Below are 17,338 nucleotides of genomic sequence, written 5' to 3'. Positions count from 1 at the left end.
TGGCAGCCGCTCAGCGCCCGGCCAGGCTGCCCCCGCCGTCGACGCCCAGCACCTGCCCGGTGATGAAACCCGCGTCGTCGGACAACAAAAACGCGATGGCGGCCGCCACTTCGGCGGGCGTGCCCAGCCTTTTCATGGGAATGGAAGCCAGCGCGCGCTTCTCGGCATCGCTGCCGGCCGGCTGGCCCACTCTGAACAGTTCGGTTTCGATCGGGCCCGGCGCCACCGCGTTGACAGTGACCCCATATTCGGCCAGTTCGAGGGCCCAGGTGCGCGTGCAGCCGATCAGGGCGCTCTTGGCGGCAGCGTAGCTGGTGCGCTCGTGGCCGCCATGGATGACCCGGCTGGATACGTTGACGATGCGGCCCGTGCGCCGCACCTTCATGGACTCGACGAATGCCTGGGTGACCTGAACAGCCACCCGCACGTTCAGGTCCATGACGTTGTACAGCGATGCCAGGTCGATATCGCCCAACGGCTGCGGCCGCACGACGCCCACATTGTTGACCACCGCGTCGACGGGGAATTTATCGCGTATCTCGCGCAGCACCTCTTCAGTACGTCCCGCATCGGCGAGGTCGCACGCGTAAAGATAGCCCGGGAAATCGATGTGGTCGGTATTGCGCGCGATGCCCACGACATGACAGCCGAGGTCTGCCAGCCGCTGGGTCAGCGCCCAGCCGATACCCTTGGTGGCGCCGGTAATCAGCACGCATTTGTCTTTCATGGGAATCCTCGCTTATGAATGATCAGGGGTCACGCCTGACCGGCACGCGCAGAGCCAGGGCGCAGAGCAGTTCGTATCCGATGGTGCCCGCGGCCGTCGCGACCTCGTCGACCGAGGGGCCATCCTGGCCCCAGAGCGACACAGGCGTGCCGATGCCTGCGGCAGGGATGGGATCGAGGTCGACCATGAGCATGTCCATGGAGACGCGGCCGATCAACCGCGTACGCACGCCCCCCACCACCACGGGTGTTCCGGTGACGGCATGGCGCGGATAGCCATCGGCATAACCGCAGGCCACTACGCCGATGCGCATGGGCCTGTCGGCTCGGAAAATGGCGCCATAACCGACCTCGGCGCCCGCCTCCAGTTGCTGCACGGCAATGATCTGCGATTGAAGGGACATGGCGGGCCGCAGGCCAAGGGCGGCGGCGCTGACGTCGGCGAATGGCGATGCCCCGTACAGGCAGATGCCGGGCCGCACCCACTGCGCCTGGGCGCCGCGTGCCACGGCGATTTCCGGGTATCGCAGCGTTGCCGCCGAGTTGCACACGCTGACGGGGCCATCGCACAGCCCGCGGGTCGCGTCGTGAAAAATCTGCAGCGGCCCGGCCACGCCAGCCGCGCCGTCGGCGCAGGCAAAGTGCGTCATTTTGCCGATGGCGCCCACGACGCCCTGCTCGCGCAGCTGCAGCGCACGCGCATGGGCGCCGGCGTAGGCGCCGGGGCTGAACCCGAGGCGGTTCATGCCCGTATTGAGCTTGAGCATGATGTCGATGCGCCGCGACGGCCGGGCATGCGCGAGCATATCGAGCTGTTCGCGGGTGTGCACCGTGGCGCTGAGATGGTAGCGATCGACCAGCTCGAGATCGGCCGGTTCGAAATAGCCTTCCAGCAACAGGATGGGGCCGCCCCACCCGGCTTCGCGGCAACGCACGGCCTCGGCCAGGTCGAGCATGGCCAGCCCCTGAGCCGAGGAAAAGCCGGCCACCGCCGTTTCTATGCCGTGCCCATAGGCATTGGACTTGATGACAGCCCAGATGGAAGGCGCACCCCCGCCCGCCGCCTGCGCGGCGAGGTCGAGCTTGCGTCGCACCACATCGAGGTTGTGCGCCAGAGCCGATTGCGAAATAAGTGCTTGTATGGGACGGGGCATGGGGAACGTTCCAGTGGCGCCTAGTCTAACTGATCTGGCTGCACGCAGGCCATGCGAAGGAGTGTCGTGCAAAGCACCCTAAAATAACGAGTACGGCGGCCATGGGGCCGCTGCCTTTTTTCTGTATGGCAGTCGATCACTACGAGAATTTCCCGGTGGCATCGTTGTTGCTGCCGCGCCGTCTGCGCGGCCCCGTCACCGATATCTACCGCTACGCCCGCGCGGCTGACGACATTGCCGACGAAGGCCATGCCAGCGACGCCGATCGGTTGGCGCGCCTGGCCGCGTTTCGTGCCGAACTGCATCGTATCGGCGCCGAGCCCGGCAGCGTGCCGGAAGCCGCGCCCGAGCTTGCCGCCATTTTCGCGCCACTGGCACGCACCATCGCCCGGCACCAGTTGCCCATCACGCCGTTCTTCGATCTGCTGTCCGCATTCGAGCAGGACGTCACCGTCAAGCGCTATGACGACTACGCCGACCTATTGGATTATTGCACCCGCTCGGCCAACCCGGTGGGGCGCCTGATGCTGCATCTGTATGAAGCCGCCACACCTGAAAACCTGACGGACTCGGACGCGATCTGCACGGGGCTGCAGCTGGTCAACTTCTGGCAGGACGTCCGGATCGACTGGCGCAAGCAGCGCGTTTACCTGCCTCGCGCCGACATGCTGCGCCATGGCGTCAGCGAAGACGATCTCGCGGCCTGCCGCTTGACGCCCGCCTGGCGGTCCCTGATGGGGTTCCAGGTGGAACGCACCCGCGCGCTGCTACACTCAGGCGCTCCGCTGGCACGCCGGCTGCCCGGCCGCATCGGCCTGGAATTGCGGATGGTCGTGCAAGGCGGGCTGCGCATTCTCGAACGTATCGAGCAAAGCGGCTACGACGTGTTCATGAATCGCCCCCAGCTTGGAATCCGCGACTGGGCCCTCCTGTTATGGCGCTCGAAGTGAGCCTCGCAACGCCGATGGCGTGCAGGCGAACACGCTGGCGCCCATGCATGCGCAGCCGCTTGACGCCGCCGCGAGCCCGACATGCGATACCGTAGCAAATTCGATGGGATACCCACCAATTTATGACGCCTGACGAGTACTGCCAGGAAAAGGCCGCGAAAAGCGGATCGAGTTTTTATTATTCGTTCCTGTTCCTGCCACCCGAGCGCCGGCGCGCCATTACGGCGCTGTATGCCTTCTGCCGCGAAGTCGACGACGTGGTGGACGAATGCTCCGACCCCTCGGTGGCACGCATCAAGCTTGCCTGGTGGCGCACCCAGGTCGACCAATTGTTCGCGGGCCAGGCCGAGCACCCCGTGATGCGCGCGCTACAGCCGCACCTGACGTCGTGTGCGATCGAACGCGAGCGCATGCTGGCAGTGATCGACGGCATGGAAATGGACCTGGACCAGACGCGCTACCTGGATTGGCCGGGCCTGCGCAAGTACTGCTGGCATGCCGCCGGTGTGGTGGGCGAATTGTCCGCGGGCGTGTTCGGGTACACCGATCCGCGTACCCTGGAATACGCCACCAAGCTGGGCCTGGCGTTCCAGCTCACCAACATCATCCGCGACGTGGGCGACGATGCACGGCGCGGCCGCATCTATCTGCCCGTGAATGAGTTGCAGCAATTCGAGGTCAAGGCCTCCGAAATCCTCGACGGCACTTATTCCGACCGTTTCACCGCTCTGATGCAGTTCCAGGCGCAACGCGCTCGCCAACTGTACCGCGAAGCCATGACAGCACTGCCCGAGGTCGATCGCCGGGCGCAGCGGCCGGGCTTGATGATGGCGGCCATCTACTATGCCCTGCTCGACGAGATCGAGCGCGACAACTGGCAGGTGCTGCACCAGCGGATCTCCCTGACTCCCCTGCGCAAGCTGTGGCTGGCGTGGAAGACGTGGGTAGGCGGCGGCCGCGGCCTCGTGCGCCGCCTGTCGCGATGAAAGTCGCGATTATCGGGGCCGGCTGGGCCGGGCTGGCCGCCTGCGCAGCCCTGCGCGACGCCGACGCCCAGGTCACCGTGTTCGAAGCCGGACGCACACCGGGTGGACGTGCTCGGCGCGTGGCGCACCCGGCTTTCGGCGCACAGCTCGACAATGGCCAACATATTCTGCTGGGCGCCTACGACCAGACCCTGGCGCTGATGCGCCGCGTGGGCCGCAACCCCGACGCATTGCTGATGCGGCGTTCACTGCGGCTGGCCAGCCTTGACGGCACCTTCAGCCTTTCAGCGCCCGCCCTGCCCGCCCCCTGGCATGCGCTCGCGGCCCTGCTGACCGCACGCGGCCTCACGTGGCGCGAGCGTCGGGATGCCGTGCGCATGGTGCACGGCCTGCGTGGCATGGCGTGGCATCCGCCGCGCGACTGGACGGTGGCGCAGCTGCTGGCTCACTTTCACCAGCCGGCGCGGCTGGTGGGCCTGATGTGGGAACCGCTGTGCCTGGCCGCGCTGAACACCCCCCCGGCGCAAGCCAGCGCCGCGCTTTACGCCCGCATCCTGCGCGACAGCCTGGATGGCAGCCGGCGCGACAGTGACCTACTGCTGCCGTGCGTCGACCTGTCGGCGCTGTGGCCCGACGCTGTCGCGCTGCGGGCCAATATGCGCTATGGCGATACGGTGCGCCACCTGGTGCCGCTGGCAGATGGCGTGGATGTCAATCGCGAGCGGTTCGACGCCGCAGTGCTGGCCGTGCCGCCCACCGTTGTGGCGCGTCTGCTGGGCGACGCGTTGCGCGACGCGGGTTCGGCCGGGCTGCTGAAAGCATTGCAGGCGTTCGACTATATGCCCATTGCCACCTTGAACCTGAGGCTGGCCGGACCCTGGCCCTTACCCGAGCCGATGATGCTGCTGCGCGAAGACCGCCAGCGCGGTCATGTGGGCCAGTGGCTCTTTGACCGATCCCGCCTGACCGGGCGCGGGCCTTGCAGTGAACTCGCGGTGGTCACCAGCGCCGCACGCGGCCTCGCCGAAGCAGACCGGCCGACGGCCATTGCGGCATTGACTGCGCAGATCAGGGAACAGGCGGCGCGGCATCCTGCCCGGCTGCCGCCGATGCCGCCGATCGACGCCGCGGAACTGTTCGTTGAAAAGCGGGCAACGTTCGCAGCCGTACCGGGCCTGGCACGACCCTTGAACACCACCCCCTGGCCCACGCTGGCCTTGGCCGGCGACTGGACCGACACGGGCTATCCGGGCGTGCTGGAAGGCGCGGTGCGCAGCGGGCTGCAGGCCGCGCGGGTGCTGCTGGAAAAGCGGCGACGCTGAAGGCCCTGCGCCCGAGCGAGGGCCAGGCGGGGCCGCGCCCTGTCGCAGCGCATTGCGGCTGATGCCAAGCCTTCAGCGCAGGGCATGCACGCTGGCGATGCCCACCGCCGTCAGCGCCAATGATCCCAACAGGCTGGCCGCCGCATAGCCCAACGCGCTGCCTACGGCGCCGCGCTCCAGCATTCCCACGGTTTCCGCCGAGAAGGTCGAGAACGTGGTGAGGCCGCCCAGGAACCCGGTCACTGCCGCCAGGCGTATCCATTGCGGCCATTCAGGATGCCCGGCCAATACCGCCAGCGCCACCCCGACCAGATACCCGCCGACCAGGTTCACCGCCAGCGTACCCCAGGGCCACGAGTGGCCATTCAGCCACACGCCGAGCAGCCAGCGCGCACAGGCGCCCAGGGCCGCGCCAAGGGACACGGCAACAATATGCAGCGGTACCAGGGACGGCATCATTATTTTGAGACTCATTCTCATTTCGGTGATAGAATCCGCAGCCTTGACCGGTGACAGATCAATGGACGGTACCACCTCTTCGCGTCGACGAGCCTATTGGCTGAAGACTTTGCATCAATGGCATTGGATCAGTTCGGCATTATGCCTGCTGGGCATGCTGTTGTTTTCCGTAACCGGCCTGACGCTGAACAACGCATCGCTGATCGACGCGACGCCGATGGTGATCACCCGTCAGGCTCAACTGCCGCCCGACCTGCTGGCTGAACTCCAATCCGCCGGCAACGGCGACTCGGCCGCGTCTGTACCTGCACCTGTGGCGCGCTGGCTGGCGGACGAACTGGACGCGCGCGTCGGAACCCGGGCGCCTGAATGGTCGGCCGACGAACTCTATGTGTCAATGCCGCGCGCGGGCGGCGACGCCTGGCTGTCCGTCGACCTGACCGACGGCGCGGTCGAATACGAACGCACTGACCGGGGCTGGGTTTCCTATCTGAACGACCTTCACAAAGGGCGCCATACCGGCCCCGCCTGGAGCTGGTTCCTCGACATTTTTGCCGTGGCCTGTCTGGTTTTTTCGCTGACCGGCCTGGTGTTGCTTCACTTACACGCCGGCCAGCGGGCCGCCACCTGGCCGATGGTGGGGCTGGGGGTGCTGATTCCGTTGCTCCTGGCCCTGCTGTTCATCCACTGAAAATCGCAAAAGCTGGAGATTTCATGCGCAAGCTGTTGCTGTCTGCCCTGCTGGCCGGCCTGATCGCCCGGACGGCGCAGGGCGCCGATCTGGGCCTGAATGTCGAAATACCGCGACTGAACGTGGCCGAGTACCACCGGCCTTACGTCGCCATCTGGCTCGAGAACGCGGACCAGAGCGTGGCTGCTGACCTGGCCGTCTGGTACGACGTGGCCATGAAGAACAACGAAGGCACCGAATGGCTGAAAGACATGCGCCAATGGTGGCGCCGCAGCGGCCGCAACCAGCAGTTTCCGGTGGACGGGGTCAGCGGCGCCACGCGGCCCGCGGGCCGGCACGAACTGTCGTTCCCCGGCACGGCCCGACCGCTCGCCGACCTGAAGCCGGGCCGCTATGCGGTCGTGGTGGAAGCCGCGCGCGAAGTGGGCGGGCGGGAACTTATACGTGTGCCATTCGACTGGCCTCCCACGCAGGCGCAACAGCTGTCCGCCAAAGGCGAACACGAGCTCGGCGCCATTGCCGTAAACCTCAAACCCTGAACACCCTGCTTCTGGAGTTGGCATGAACATCCGTATTCGACTCGCCGCCATCCTGGCGCTTGCCCTGCCCACCGCCGCCCTGGCTCACGATGTGTGGATCCTGCCGTCTTCCACCGTGCTGTCCGGCACCGAGAGCTGGATCACCGTGGACGCCGCGGTCAGCAACGACAAGTTCTATTTCAACCACGCGCCCCTGCGCCTGGACAACCTGGTCATCGTGGCGCCCGATGGCAAGCAGGCCGAAGCCCAGAACGTCAGCCGGGGCAAGCTGCGCAGCACTTTTGATCTGCAGTTGAATCAGCCCGGGACGTATCGCATCGCCGTGGTGAACGACGGCGTGTTCGCACGCTGGAAGCAGGACGGCGAATCCAAGCGCTATATGGGCAAGCCCGACGGCCTGGCCGCAGCGATCCCGCCCCGGGCCCAGGACCTCGAAGTGGCACAGAATCTGGGCCGCGTCGAAACCTTCGCTACCGCAGGCAAGCCGAGCACGCTGCCCCCGGCGGGAAAGGGGCTTGAGATGGCAGCGGTCACCCATCCCAATGACCTGTACAGCGGGGAAGCCGCCACCTTCCAGATGCTGATCGACGGCAAGCCCGCCGGCGGACTCGAAGTCACCATCGTGCCGAGCGGCAGCCGCTATCGGGACAAGGTCGATGAAATCGAAGTCAAGACGGGCGAAGACGGCAAATTCCAGGTGACGTGGCCCCAGCCCGGCCTGTACTGGGTGGAAGCACGCACGGAAGACCAGCAAACCGACGTACCCCAGGCCACCAAGCGCCGCCTTTCGTACGTCGCCACGCTGGAAGTGCTGCAACCCTGAACGTAATGGCGTCGTATGTGCCCGCCGGCCCGGGGCCGGCTTCTCTGCCGCGCAGGCCCGCACTTGCGCCCGCCGCTTACGGCGCCATGCCCGCCTTGGGCATGGCCGCGCCAGCCGCCCTCGCAGGCGCGACCATGGGCACGACCTGGTCCGCCCGCATGGCGCTGCCGCCGCAGTTGGGCGCATCCCTGGCCCAGGCCGCGATCCAGCATGCGCTGGACCAGGTCGTGCAGCAGATGAGCACCTGGGACGCCGGATCCAGCCTGTCGCGCTACAACCGCGCCGCAACGGGCTGGCAGGACTTGCCGGCCGAATGCCTGCACGTGCTGCGCCATGCGCTGGCACTGGCGGCCGACACGCATGGCGCCTACGACCCCACGATAGGCCCGCTGGTGAATGCGTGGGGCTTCGGCCCGCCGCCGCATGCGAGCGAGCCGCCGTCGCAGGCCACTCTACAGCTCGCCCGGGACCGTTGCGGCTGGCACCGCGTTACCGTGGATGAAACTGGCGCTCGCGCCTGGCAACCCGGCGGCGCATACCTGGACCTGTCCGCCATCGCCAAGGGCTTTGGCGTTGACCATGCCGCGTGCGCGCTCGATCGGCTTGGCGTGGCGAATTATCTGATTGAAGTGGGTGGCGAGTTGCGCGCGCGCGGATGCAGGCCGGACGGGCGGCCCTGGCGCGTGGCGATCGAAGTACCAGACGGAAGCGAAAACCACGTGCTGGCGCTGGCGCTGCACAACCGCAGCATCGCGACCTCCGGCGATTACCGGCGGTACCGGCAATCTGCCTCGGGCCGGTATGCGCACACGATCGATCCGCGCACCGCACGGCCCATCGACAACGGCGTTGCGTCGGTGACCGTCGTCCACGACCAATGCATGCACGCTGACGCCCTTGCGACGGCCCTGACGGTGCTTGGCGAGCAGGCAGGCCTGGCCTACGCCCGGCGCCACGGCCTGGCGGCGCTGCTCATCGTGCGCGAGGGTAGCCAGTTGCGCGTGGCAGCCAGCGACGCCTTTGCCGCCCTGATTGGCGCCTGAGCGTGACGCCATGACACTGCGCCTGCTTGCCGCCTGCTGCGCCACCGGCCTGTGGCTATTGCTTTGCCTGTGGGCCCGTGGCCGGGCGCGCCGCCGCGCTGCCCTTCAGGAACAGGCGGGGCGCGACCTGCACGCGCCCGGCGAGCCCGCAGCAGTGCTGGTGGCGCATGCCAGCCAGACCGGGCAGGCTGAAGCGCTGGCCCGGCATACTGCCGAATCGCTGCGACGGGGCGGCCTGCCCGTAAGAGTGGCCGCGCTGGGCCAGCTCGACGAGGTCGCACTGCGCGGATACGACCGCCTTCTGGTGGTCGCCAGTACTTACGGCGAAGGTGACGCGCCCGACAACGCGGCACCCTTCGTGGACGGGCTCATGGCCGCCGGCCACGCCGGCGCGCGGGCGTACGGGCATCTTGCCTACGCGGTGCTTGCGCTGGGCGACAGCAGCTACCGCCATTTCTGCGGTTTCGGCCGGCAGGTCGATGAATGGCTGCGGGCGCACGGCGCCACGCCCCTGTTCGACCGCGTGGAAGCCGACAAGTCCGATCCGGCGGCCTTGCGTCACTGGCAGCATCATCTGGGTCTGCTGGCCGGCCGCACCGACCTGCCCGACTGGGAACCCCCCGCCTACCAGCCATGGAGGCTGGCGCGGCGCACCTTGCTCAATCCCGGCAGCCAGGGCGGCCCCTGCTTTCATATCGAGTTGCAGCCACCCGGTCCGGACGTGATATGGCAGGCAGGCGACGTCGCCGAGATCGGCCCGCGCGACGAGCGCGGCGGCGCCTTGCTGCCGCACCGTGAATACTCGGTGGCGTCGCTGCCGGCGGACGGTGCGGTGCATCTGCTGGTGCGCCAGATGCGACATCCCGATGGCAGCCTGGGGCTGGGCAGTGGGTGGCTGACCCACCTGGCCCAGGTGGGCGACACGATCGACATGCGGCTGCGAGCCAATGCCAATTTCCACCCTCCCGCCGATGGCCGGCCCCTGCTGCTGGTGGGCAACGGCACTGGGCTGGCCGGCCTGCGGGCGCTGATCAAGGCCCGAATTGCCGCGGGCCACACGCGCAACTGGCTGGTCTTTGGCGAGCGGCAGTCCCGCCACGACTGGTTTCACCGTGAAGAAATCGAAGGCTGGTTGCACACGGGCGCGCTGCAGCGCCTGGATGCGGTGTTCTCGCGCGACACGCGCGAGCGGCGCTATGTACAACATGTCTTGCGGGATGCCGCCGGCGAGGTGCGGGCATGGATCGAAGCGGGCGCAGACGTCTACGTCTGCGGCAGTCTCCAAGGCATGGCCCAGGGCGTGGACGAGGCGCTGGCCGGGATCCTGGGCGCCGATGGCCTGCTCGCGTTGCGGCAGGCCGACCGGTATCGTCGCGACGTGTATTGACCGGGGCGGGAAGCGGGTCGGCGGACCCGCCTGCCGCCGGGCCGGCACGCTACTGCAGCGTGATCTGTGCCTTGGAAATGACACCGCCCCAGCGATCTTTTTCTTGCTGGATCTGCGCGGCGAACTCTTCCGGACTGTTGCCGAGCGGGAAGGCACCGGTTTCCGCCAGCTTGGCGGCGGTCGCCGGGTCGCGCACGGCACGCGCGAAAGCATCAGAGAGCTTGTCGCGCAGTTCATCCGGCAGCCCCGCGGGAGCCACCACGCCATACCAGGCTGTCACGTCGTAATCGGCGTAACCCTGTTCGGCAAACGTCGGCACATCGGGCAGTTGCGGATTGCGCTGGGCGCCGGTGATGGCCAGCCCACGCAGATGACCGCTTTTCACGTACGACTGCGACGACGGGAAGTTGTCGAAGATCACGGGCACGATGCCGCCGACGGTATCGGTCAGGGCCGGCGCCGAACCGCGATACGAAATGCTGTTCATCTCGGCGCCGATCAGTTGCAGGAACCAGATCATGCCCAGGTCATTCACGCCGCCCGCACCGGCATTCGCGTAGCCTTCCTGGCCGGGACGAGCGCGCACATGCTCGACGAATTCCGCCAGCGTGCGAGCCGGATACGAGGGGTGCACGCTCAGAATATTGGGGCTCGTCACGAGGTTGCTGATCGGCGTGAAATCCTTCACCGGATCGTAGGCGAGCTTGGGGAACAGATGCGGCGCCGTGCCATGGGTGCTGACCGTGGCCAGGCCCAGTGTGTATCCATCGGGCTTTGCGCGTGCCGTGGCCGTCAGGCCTATGGTGCCCGAAGCGCCCGTGCGATTCTCGACGACGATCTGCTGCCCGAGGATCTCGCCCGCCTTGGCGGCGGCCACCCGGCCCACGATATCGGTGGGTCCGCCCGCCGAGAACGGGATGATGAGGGTAATGGGCCGCGTGGGAAACTCGGCCGCCGCCGCGGGCAGGGCCACCAGCATGGCCAGCAAGAGCAGCGTCTTGCGCATATTCATGATTTCTCCTTGGGTGCAGTGTCGTGCGCTTGCGGCGCCTGTGTCCCGCGCCGCAGAATGCGGCCCGGCCGGCGCGTCGTGCGCGGGTTGGGATAAATCTGTGTGCCGTTGACCAGCACCGCCTCAATGCCTTCCGAGGCTGCGCGAGGCGCATCCCAGGTGGCTTTGTCGATCACCGTCTCCGGGTCGAACACCACCACGTCGGCCCAGGCGCCGACGCGCAGGGCGCCGCGGTCTTCCAGGCCGAACACCCGGGCGGGCAATGCAGTCATCTTGGCCACCGCCTGCTCGAGCGTCAGGATCTGCGCCTCACGCACGTATCGGCCGAGAATGCGCGGAAACGTACCCCACAGGCGCGGATGCGGATGGGCGTCGTTGGGCAGGCCATCCGACCCGACCATGCAGCATTCGTGCCGGAAGATGCGATGCACTTCGGCTTCGTCCATGGCGAAATAAATGGCGCCGGCCGGCGACAGGCGGTGCGCGGCCTCGGTGGGGCTGCAGTTCCAGCGGGCAGCGATATCTCGCAGATATTCGCCACTGCATTCCGGATGCGGCGTCGACCACGTGATGCGTATGTCATCGATGCTCTCGGCACGTTCGGGAATCAGGATCGTCGAGCTGCCCGGATAGGGATAGATGTCCAGGGCGACCTGCACGCCTTGGCCACGCGCGCGATCGATGTTGGCCAGCGTGGCCTGGCTGCGCCCCCAGTTGCGCGGCAGCATGCATTTGTGGTGCGACAGCACGGTGGCGCACCCGGTGGCTCGGGCGACCTGCAGCACCTCGTCCACGGCCTCTTCCACAGCGTCGCCTTCATTCCGGATATGGCTGGTGTGCAGTGCATTCATGCGGGCCGCGACGCGGGCCAGGCCGGCGAGTTCGGCCGGCTGAGAGGCGGCGCCGGGATCATAGGCCAGGCCCGTGCTGAAGCCGACGGCACCGGCCCTCAGCGCGGCTTCCAGCATGGACTCCATGGCGGCCTGTTCGCTTTCGGTGGGCGTGCCGGACGGATCCGCCATGGCGGCCAGCCGCAGATTGGCGTGCCCCACCAGGGCGGCAACGTTGATCATGGGCCGTTGATCACGCAGCGTGAAAAAATAGCTGTCCATATCGGCGAAAAGCGGCGTCTCGCCCAGCAGCGCAAGGGCGGCCGCCGTGTTGCCAGGCAGGGGCGCTGGGGCACCGCTCACGCCGCAATTGCCGACCACCACGGTGGTGATGCCCTGCGTCACCTTCCAGGGCAGATCAGGCCGCTCGACAAACATCAGATCGTCATGACCATGCACGTCGATGAAGCCCGGTGCCACGATACGCCCGCCGGCGTCCAGTTCGCGATGCGCGGCGCGCTCCGTCAGGTCGCCTACCGCAACAATGCGTTCTCCCGCGATGCCCACATCGGCGCGGCGTCGGGTCGGACTCAAGCCGTCAATCAGCCAGCCGCCCGTGATCTTGAGGTCCAGAACTTCGTCGTTGCGCATGCCATCCGCCGCCTGATGCGCGCCCGACAGAAGGCACGCAGGATTGATCCAGGGAAATGGCGAGTATCGCTCCGCTCATCAATCTGCAAAAATCGTTTTAGTTTATTCATCTATTCCAGATCATGATCAATCGCCTGCCCAAGCACGTGACGCTCAAGCACCTCAATGCCTTCGTCGCCGTAGCCCAAGAGGCCAGCTTCACGCATGCCGCCCGGCGTATGTACCAGACGCAGTCGTCCATCACCGGGCTGGTACGCCAGCTCGAAGAGGCGCTGGGCACTCAGTTGTTCACCCGCACCAGCCGCCGCGTAGCGCTCACCGCCATCGGCCAGGAATTCCTGCCTAGGGTGATGCGCCTGCTCGCCGACTTCGACGGCGCCATCGAAGATGTGGTGCGATATGGCACAGTGGAACGCGGACGCGTGGCCGTGGCGGCAGCGCCGTCGGCCATTACCGAGATCATCGCGCCCGCCGCGGCGGGCTTCGTGCAGCGCCGTCCCGGCATACGCCTGTACCTGCGCGACGATAATTCCGGCCGCATCCAGCGCCTGGTGGCGGCTCAGGAAGTCGATTTCGGACTGACCAGCCACTGGGCCGATGCGCCCAGCCTGGTATTCGAAGCGCTGCTTGAAGACCGCTTCGGCGTGCTTTACCGCGCCGACGATGACGCCGTGCACCCAGACCGCGCGGGTTACGTTCGTTGGGCCGCGCTGGGCGGACACAAACTGGTGGGAGTGGTCGACGACACGGGCATCATGGCCCTTCTGCGTGGCCGCGCAGACCTGCCCATCGCCGCCGCCGCCCCGTTCTACGAGGCGTCGAGCACGACCTCTCAGGCCGCCCTGGTGATAGCCGGGATGGGCGTTGCCTTGCTGCCCGCGCTCGCCGCCCAGCGCGTACAGGAGCCCGGCCTGCGTTTCTCATTGTTGACCCGGCCGACGCTGGTGCGCACGCTGTGCCTGATTCGCCACCGCGATCACGCCCTGGCCCCGGCCGCCCAGGAACTGGTGCAGGCGCTACGCGATTATGTGGATACGATGGAACTGCCGCGCGGATGCCGGCCGCTGCCGGCACCGCGCGCACAATCCGCCGCTACTGCAGGGTGCGCGTGAAGACGAACTTGCCTTCGCGCCAATCGACCGGAACCACGTCGCGCGGCCCGAACCCGCCCTCAAGGATGAGTTTGGCCACGGGGTTCTCGATCTGCTGCTGGATGGCGCGCTTCAAGGGCCGCGCGCCGAACACAGGATCGAAGCCCGCGCGAGCCAGTTCGGCCAGCGCCGCGTCTGTCACTTCAAGCCGCATTTCCTGGCGCTCGAGGCGGTCGGCCAGCCGCTTGAGCTGGATGCGAGCGATCGACTCGATGTGCTGGGCTTCGAGTCCGTGGAACACCACCACTTCGTCGATGCGGTTCAGGAACTCGGGGCGGAAGGCCTGCTTGAGCTCATCCCACACCACTTCCTTGATCACCTCGTAGGGCTGGCCCGTCATGCTTTGTATGTGCTGCGAGCCGAGGTTCGACGTCATCACGATGACGGTGTTGCGGAAGTCGACCGTGCGACCCTGCCCGTCGGTGAGCCGGCCGTCGTCGAGCACCTGCAGCAGCACGTTGAAGACATCTGGATGGGCTTTTTCGACTTCGTCGAGCAGCACCACGCTGTACGGCTTGCGCCGGACGGCCTCGGTCAGATACCCGCCCTCTTCGTAGCCCACATAGCCCGGAGGCGCACCGATCAGGCGTGCCACCGAATGCTTCTCCATGAACTCGCTCATGTCGATGCGTATCATGTGCTCGTCGGAGTCGAACAGGAAGTCGGCCAGGGCCCGCGTGAGTTCGGTCTTGCCGACCCCGGTGGGGCCCAGGAACAGGAACGAACCGTAGGGCCGCGACGGGTCTGACAGGCCGGCGCGCGAGCGCCGGATGGCGTCGGCCACCAGTCGCACGGCCTCGTCCTGGCCCACCACGCGCTTGTGCAGGTGATCTTCCATCTGCAACAGCTTTTCGCGTTCGCCCTGCATCATCTTGGACACCGGAATGCCCGTGGCGCGCGACACGACCTCGGCGATTTCTTCGGCGCCCACCTGAGTACGCAAGAGGCGCGGCTTGCCATCGGCCTTCTCGCCCTGTTGTTCGGCGCGGTCGGCCGCCTGCAGCCGCGCTTCGAGCCCGGGCAGTCTGCCGTATTGCAGTTCGGCCAGCTTGTCGAACTGCCCCTTGCGCTGCAACTCGGCCATTTCGGCACGCACACGGTCGATTTCTTCCTTGATGGCCTGGGTGCCTTGCACCGCGGCCTTCTCGGCCTTCCAGATCTCTTCGTAGTCGTTATATTCGCGTTGCAGCTTCTCGAGCTCTTCCTCGATGACCGCCAAGCGTCGCCGGGACGCGTCGTCGGTTTCTTTGCGGACCGCCTCGCGCTCGATCTTCAGCTGGATGATGCGGCGATCGAGCCGGTCCATCACTTCAGGCTTCGAATCGATTTCCATGCGGATGCGGGCGCCGGCCTCGTCGATGAGGTCGATCGCCTTGTCGGGCAGGAAGCGGTCGGTGATGTACCGATGCGAAAGTTCGGCCGCGGCCACGATGGCCGGATCGGTGATCTCGACGCCGTGGTGGATTTCATAACGCTCTTGCAGGCCGCGCAGAATCGCGATGGTGGATTCGACATCGGGTTCGTTGATCAGCACCTTCTGGAAGCGGCGCTCAAGCGCGGCGTCTTTCTCGATGTACTTGCGGTATTCGTCCAGCGTGGTGGCGCCGATGCAATGCAGCTCGCCGCGCGCCAGCGCGGGCTTGAGCATGTTGCCGGCGTCCATGGCGCCCTCGGCCTTGCCGGCGCCCACCATGGTGTGCAACTCATCGATGAAGACGATGTTCTGGCCGTCGTCCTGGGCCAGCTCTTTCAGCACGGCCTTCAGGCGTTCTTCGAATTCGCCGCGGAACTTGGCGCCCGCAAGCAGTGCCGCCAGGTCGAGCGACAGCACGCGCTTGCCGCGCAAGGTCTCGGGCACTTCATCATTGACGATGCGCTGGGCCAGCCCTTCCACAATCGCCGTCTTGCCCACGCCCGGTTCGCCGATGAGCACCGGATTATTCTTCGTGCGGCGCTGCAGGATCTGAATCGTGCGGCGGATCTCATCGTCGCGGCCGATGACCGGATCGAGCTTGCCCTGCCTTGCCCGCTCGGTCAGGTCGAGCGTGTACTTGGCCAGCGCCTGGCGGTTCGACTCGCCTTCGGCGGCGGACACATTCTCGCCGCCGCGCACGGCGTCGATCGCCGCTTCCAGCGCTTTTTTCTGCAGCCCCGCGTCGCGCAGCGCCGTGCCGGCGGGGCCCTTGTCATCGGCCAGCGCCAGCAAAAACAGTTCGCTGGCGATATAGGTATCGCCACGTCGCGCGGCTTCTTTGTCGGTGCGCGTAAGCACGGCCTGCAGGTCGCGGCTGACCTGGACGGTATCGTTGCCCTGCACCTGGGGCAGCGAGTTCATTGCCGACTCCAGCGCGCCGCTGACGCGGTTCACTGCCACGCCGGCCCGCGCCAGCAGACTGCCCGCGCCGCTGTCCGGGTCGGACAACAGCGCCGACAGCACGTGTACGGGCTCGATATAGGGGTGGTCATTGCGGCTGGCCAGGCTCTGGGCGTCGGCCAGCGCTTGCTGGAACTTGGTGGTGAGTTTGTCGAATCGCATGGTGGTCTCAGGCTGAAATGGGGAGCCTGACCGGCAAAGATCCGCGGTTGGCTCGATGATCTGCATGTGCGGCCGGCCGGCCCTTTTTCAAGACCGTGCCGGCATCCGGGCAATTCGTGGTGGATATGCAACAAATGCAACCGCCCCGGCGCAGGCGTCAGCCCGGCCGCGCGGGCAGGTTCTCAGGCTGGAATAGCGATCACTACCACAAAATGGCGGCTTTCGGGAAAAACGTAAAACCGCCCTGCAACCGGCTGGGAATACAATAGGGGATCATCATCAATTGTCGTCATGCACTGGCTCGCGTATGGAGCTTGCGCGACAGCAAGGTAAATCATGCAAAAACGTGTCCCAGTGCCTCCCGATTCCACCAACTGCTCGACCTGCATGCTTGGGCATGTTTGCATCCCGGTGGGCATGGCCGCCGCCGACGTCGAACAGCTGGATGAGTTGGTGCAAGAACGCGTCCGGGTCGAAAAAGGCAAGGCGCTGTATACGCTGCAGGACCCGCTCGACGCGCTGTACAGCGTACGCTACGGCAGCCTGAAGACCCAGATCGAAGACGCCGCGGGGCACGTGCAGATCACCGGCTTTCACCTTCCCGGCGAAGTGGTCGGACTCGACGGCATGCTCGAGGGCCGCCATGTTTCCACCGCGCTGGCCATGGAAGACTCCGAGGTCTGCGTCATACGCCTGTCGCAGATCGACCAGGTGGCCAGCCACCTGCCTTCGCTGCAACACCAGATGCGCCGCCTGATGAGCCGCGAACTGGGCCGGTCGTACCAGATGCTGGCATCGCTGGGCGGCATGCGTTCCGAACAACGCCTGGCGGCGTTCCTGCTCAACCTGTCGCAGCGCTATGCCGCGCTGGGCTATTCCTCGACCGAATTCGTGCTGCGCATGAGCCGCGAGGAAATCGGCAACTACCTGGGCCTGACCCTCGAAACCGCCAGCCGTCTGTTTTCACGTTTCGCACGCGAAAGTTTGATCCGCATCAATCAGCGTGAAGTTCGATTGCTCGATGTGCCTGCGATGAGACAGATGCTGGGCCAGGACAACTGCTGAGCGACGCCCGGCA

Annotated in this window: 16 protein-coding genes; 10 read left to right on the top strand and 6 right to left on the bottom strand. The window is 66.4% G+C overall.

The genetic code is table 11. From position 1 onward, the window contains the following. Positions 1–10: 10 nt before the first annotated feature. A complete protein-coding gene (locus tag ACV17W_RS21340; protein ID WP_462594375.1) occupies positions 11–727 on the bottom strand; it encodes an SDR family oxidoreductase in 717 nt (238 codons plus the stop codon). Positions 728–749: 22 nt separating this feature from the next. Beyond that, on the bottom strand, positions 750–1,880 hold the full coding sequence (alr, locus tag ACV17W_RS21335) for an alanine racemase (protein WP_462594374.1): 1,131 nt from the start codon (positions 1,878–1,880) through the stop codon (positions 750–752). Positions 1,881–2,005: 125 nt separating this feature from the next. Here alr and hpnC point away from each other — a divergent pair, with 125 nt between their 5' ends. From hpnC to hpnE, 3 genes are all read left to right on the top strand, one after another. Next, the gene (hpnC, locus tag ACV17W_RS21330) at positions 2,006–2,830 is read left to right on the top strand and encodes a squalene synthase HpnC (protein WP_462594373.1); all 825 of its coding nucleotides are present in this window, start codon (positions 2,006–2,008) and stop codon (positions 2,828–2,830) included. Positions 2,831–2,952: 122 nt separating this feature from the next. Continuing rightward, positions 2,953–3,816 carry a presqualene diphosphate synthase HpnD gene (hpnD, locus tag ACV17W_RS21325; RefSeq protein ID WP_462594371.1) on the top strand — a complete coding sequence of 288 codons (864 nt, stop codon included), beginning with the start codon at positions 2,953–2,955 and terminating at the stop codon, positions 3,814–3,816. Further along, positions 3,813–5,138 carry a hydroxysqualene dehydroxylase HpnE gene (gene hpnE / locus ACV17W_RS21320; RefSeq protein ID WP_462594370.1) on the top strand — a complete coding sequence of 442 codons (1,326 nt, stop codon included), beginning with the start codon at positions 3,813–3,815 and terminating at the stop codon, positions 5,136–5,138. Before hpnD ends, hpnE begins: the two co-directional genes overlap by 4 nt. A 72-nt stretch (positions 5,139–5,210) precedes the next feature. Here the strand turns inward: hpnE and crcB are convergent, their stop codons facing one another. Then, entirely contained in the window at positions 5,211–5,594 is a 384-nt protein-coding gene (crcB, locus tag ACV17W_RS21315; protein ID WP_462596607.1) for a fluoride efflux transporter CrcB, read from the bottom strand. A 64-nt stretch (positions 5,595–5,658) separates the two neighbouring features. Between crcB and ACV17W_RS21310 the strand changes: the two genes are divergently transcribed. From ACV17W_RS21310 to ACV17W_RS21290, 5 genes are read left to right on the top strand one after another with little or no spacing between them, the layout of a single operon-like run. Next, a complete protein-coding gene (locus tag ACV17W_RS21310; RefSeq protein WP_462594369.1) occupies positions 5,659–6,288 on the top strand; it encodes a PepSY-associated TM helix domain-containing protein in 630 nt (209 codons plus the stop codon). A gap of 23 nt (positions 6,289–6,311) precedes the next feature. Beyond that, the gene (locus tag ACV17W_RS21305) at positions 6,312–6,827 is read left to right on the top strand and encodes a DUF2271 domain-containing protein (RefSeq protein WP_462594368.1); all 516 of its coding nucleotides are present in this window, start codon (positions 6,312–6,314) and stop codon (positions 6,825–6,827) included. Positions 6,828–6,849: 22 nt separating this feature from the next. After that, positions 6,850–7,650, top strand: coding sequence for a DUF4198 domain-containing protein (locus ACV17W_RS21300; protein WP_462594367.1), 801 nt, complete (start codon positions 6,850–6,852; stop codon positions 7,648–7,650). Between the two features lie 5 nt (positions 7,651–7,655). Further along, entirely contained in the window at positions 7,656–8,693 is a 1,038-nt protein-coding gene (locus ACV17W_RS21295; RefSeq protein ID WP_462594366.1) for an FAD:protein FMN transferase, read from the top strand. A 10-nt stretch (positions 8,694–8,703) separates the two neighbouring features. Beyond that, positions 8,704–10,080 (top strand): sulfite reductase subunit alpha, encoded by a 1,377-nt coding sequence (locus ACV17W_RS21290; protein WP_462594365.1) that lies wholly within the window; start codon positions 8,704–8,706, stop codon positions 10,078–10,080. A 49-nt stretch (positions 10,081–10,129) separates the two neighbouring features. Here the strand turns inward: ACV17W_RS21290 and ACV17W_RS21285 are convergent, their stop codons facing one another. Both ACV17W_RS21285 and ACV17W_RS21280 read right to left on the bottom strand, forming a co-directional pair. Further along, on the bottom strand, positions 10,130–11,086 hold the full coding sequence (locus ACV17W_RS21285) for a tripartite tricarboxylate transporter substrate binding protein BugE (protein WP_462596606.1): 957 nt from the start codon (positions 11,084–11,086) through the stop codon (positions 10,130–10,132). A 2-nt stretch (positions 11,087–11,088) separates the two neighbouring features. Then, complete coding sequence (locus ACV17W_RS21280; RefSeq protein WP_462594364.1) at positions 11,089–12,573, bottom strand: N-acyl-D-amino-acid deacylase family protein; 1,485 nt, start codon at positions 12,571–12,573, stop codon at positions 11,089–11,091. A gap of 125 nt (positions 12,574–12,698) precedes the next feature. On the opposite strand from ACV17W_RS21280, the gene ACV17W_RS21275 reads away from it, so the two are divergent. Next, positions 12,699–13,685 carry a LysR family transcriptional regulator gene (locus ACV17W_RS21275; RefSeq protein ID WP_462596605.1) on the top strand — a complete coding sequence of 329 codons (987 nt, stop codon included), beginning with the start codon at positions 12,699–12,701 and terminating at the stop codon, positions 13,683–13,685. Here ACV17W_RS21275 and clpB read toward each other — a convergent pair. Next, positions 13,666–16,260 (bottom strand): ATP-dependent chaperone ClpB, encoded by a 2,595-nt coding sequence (clpB, locus tag ACV17W_RS21270; protein ID WP_462594363.1) that lies wholly within the window; start codon positions 16,258–16,260, stop codon positions 13,666–13,668. The two genes, ACV17W_RS21275 and clpB, sit on opposite strands and share 20 nt — an antisense overlap. A gap of 336 nt (positions 16,261–16,596) precedes the next feature. Here clpB and ACV17W_RS21265 point away from each other — a divergent pair, with 336 nt between their 5' ends. Next, positions 16,597–17,325 (top strand): helix-turn-helix domain-containing protein, encoded by a 729-nt coding sequence (locus ACV17W_RS21265; RefSeq protein ID WP_462594362.1) that lies wholly within the window; start codon positions 16,597–16,599, stop codon positions 17,323–17,325. The last annotated feature ends 13 nt before the right edge of the window (positions 17,326–17,338 follow it).

The organism is Bordetella sp. MIP270_01_BMS, assembly GCF_054958705.1.
Note: the sequence above shows the minus strand (reverse complement) of the source record. Positions and strands in the feature narration are given on the sequence as shown.

What these genes read in the sequence shown, in the direction of transcription:
- clpB (WP_462594363.1), bottom strand. Translation starts at nt 16,260, where the DNA reads ATGCGATTCGACAAACTCACCACCAAGTTCCAGCAAGCGCTGGCCGAC.
- ACV17W_RS21310 (WP_462594369.1), top strand. Translation starts at nt 5,659, where the DNA reads ATGGACGGTACCACCTCTTCGCGTCGACGAGCCTATTGGCTGAAGACT.
- ACV17W_RS21265 (WP_462594362.1), top strand. Translation starts at nt 16,597, where the DNA reads ATGCAAAAACGTGTCCCAGTGCCTCCCGATTCCACCAACTGCTCGACC.
- hpnE (WP_462594370.1), top strand. Translation starts at nt 3,813, where the DNA reads ATGAAAGTCGCGATTATCGGGGCCGGCTGGGCCGGGCTGGCCGCCTGC.
- hpnC (WP_462594373.1), top strand. Translation starts at nt 2,006, where the DNA reads ATGGCAGTCGATCACTACGAGAATTTCCCGGTGGCATCGTTGTTGCTG.
- hpnD (WP_462594371.1), top strand. Translation starts at nt 2,953, where the DNA reads ATGACGCCTGACGAGTACTGCCAGGAAAAGGCCGCGAAAAGCGGATCG.
- ACV17W_RS21280 (WP_462594364.1), bottom strand. Translation starts at nt 12,573, where the DNA reads ATGCGCAACGACGAAGTTCTGGACCTCAAGATCACGGGCGGCTGGCTG.
- ACV17W_RS21285 (WP_462596606.1), bottom strand. Translation starts at nt 11,086, where the DNA reads ATGCGCAAGACGCTGCTCTTGCTGGCCATGCTGGTGGCCCTGCCCGCG.
- crcB (WP_462596607.1), bottom strand. Translation starts at nt 5,594, where the DNA reads ATGCCGTCCCTGGTACCGCTGCATATTGTTGCCGTGTCCCTTGGCGCG.
- ACV17W_RS21290 (WP_462594365.1), top strand. Translation starts at nt 8,704, where the DNA reads ATGACACTGCGCCTGCTTGCCGCCTGCTGCGCCACCGGCCTGTGGCTA.
- alr (WP_462594374.1), bottom strand. Translation starts at nt 1,880, where the DNA reads ATGCCCCGTCCCATACAAGCACTTATTTCGCAATCGGCTCTGGCGCAC.
- ACV17W_RS21340 (WP_462594375.1), bottom strand. Translation starts at nt 727, where the DNA reads ATGAAAGACAAATGCGTGCTGATTACCGGCGCCACCAAGGGTATCGGC.
- ACV17W_RS21300 (WP_462594367.1), top strand. Translation starts at nt 6,850, where the DNA reads ATGAACATCCGTATTCGACTCGCCGCCATCCTGGCGCTTGCCCTGCCC.
- ACV17W_RS21295 (WP_462594366.1), top strand. Translation starts at nt 7,656, where the DNA reads ATGGCGTCGTATGTGCCCGCCGGCCCGGGGCCGGCTTCTCTGCCGCGC.
- ACV17W_RS21305 (WP_462594368.1), top strand. Translation starts at nt 6,312, where the DNA reads ATGCGCAAGCTGTTGCTGTCTGCCCTGCTGGCCGGCCTGATCGCCCGG.